Origin of the sequence: Aerococcus sp. HMSC062A02 (assembly GCF_001809535.1) — a bacterium.
In the GTDB taxonomy this organism is placed as follows: Bacteria; Bacillota; Bacilli; order Lactobacillales; family Aerococcaceae; genus Aerococcus.
Genome location: NZ_KV797926.1, coordinates 1 through 752, shown reverse-complemented (window position 1 = coordinate 752; position 752 = coordinate 1). Strand labels below are relative to the sequence as shown.

The window sequence follows — 752 nt, the reverse complement described above, 5'->3', positions numbered from 1 at the left end:
GTTGCCCCCTGTGAGACTAGGACGCTGCCGCGCAATATTTGGAGGATTAGCTCAGCTGGGAGAGCGTCTGCCTTACAAGCAGGATGTCGGGGGTTCGAACCCCTCATCCTCCATAACTTTGATTCGTTAGCTCAGTCGGTAGAGCATCTGACTTTTAATCAGAGGGTCGGGAGTTCGAGCCTCCCACGGATCATCTATATGCGGGTGTGGCGGAATCGGCAGACGCACCAGATTTAGGATCTGGCGCCGCAAGGCGTGGGGGTTCAAGTCCCTTCACCCGCATTAAGTTAATAAGCCGGCTTAGCTCAGTTGGTAGAGCATCTGATTTGTAATCAGAGGGTCGAGGGTTCAAGTCCTTTAGCCGGCATATGCGGAATTAGTTCAGTGGTAGAACATCACCTTGCCAAGGTGGGGGTCGCGAGTTCGAATCTCGTATTCCGCTTTTGCCAGATATGGTAATCCGCGCCGGGGTGGCGGAACTGGCAGACGCACAGGACTTAAAATCCTGCGGTGGTTACACACCGTACCGGTTCGATTCCGGTCCTCGGCATTATATTTTAATACGCACCCATGGCTCAACTGGATAGAGTACCTGACTACGAATCAGGCGGTTGCAGGTTCGAATCCTGCTGGGTGCATACCGGGAAATAGCTCAGCTTGGTAGAGCACTTGGTTTGGGACCAAGGGGTCGCAGGTTCGAATCCTGTTTTCCCGATAAATGGGGGATTAGCTCAGCTGGGAGAGCGCCTGCT

Annotated in this window: 8 tRNA genes; all 8 read left to right on the top strand. The window is 53.6% G+C overall.

The annotated features are described in order from the left end of the window. The first annotated feature begins 40 nt into the window (after positions 1-40). The 8 genes from HMPREF2626_RS05195 (at position 41) to HMPREF2626_RS05160 (ending at position 715) form a co-directional block, all read left to right on the top strand. Positions 41-113: transfer RNA gene (locus HMPREF2626_RS05195), tRNA-Val, on the top strand. Between the two features lie 7 nt (positions 114-120). Beyond that, positions 121-193: transfer RNA gene (locus HMPREF2626_RS05190), tRNA-Lys, on the top strand. A gap of 7 nt (positions 194-200) precedes the next feature. Beyond that, positions 201-282 (top strand) — tRNA-Leu (locus tag HMPREF2626_RS05185). A 12-nt stretch (positions 283-294) separates the two neighbouring features. Beyond that, positions 295-367, top strand: a tRNA-Thr gene (locus HMPREF2626_RS05180). 3 nt (positions 368-370) lie between these two features. Continuing rightward, positions 371-442 (top strand) — tRNA-Gly (locus HMPREF2626_RS05175). 22 nt (positions 443-464) lie between these two features. Continuing rightward, positions 465-550, top strand: a tRNA-Leu gene (locus HMPREF2626_RS05170). 14 nt (positions 551-564) lie between these two features. Further along, a tRNA-Arg gene (locus HMPREF2626_RS05165) sits at positions 565-638 on the top strand. A 3-nt stretch (positions 639-641) separates the two neighbouring features. Beyond that, positions 642-715: transfer RNA gene (locus HMPREF2626_RS05160), tRNA-Pro, on the top strand. Positions 716-752: the final 37 nt, after the last annotated feature.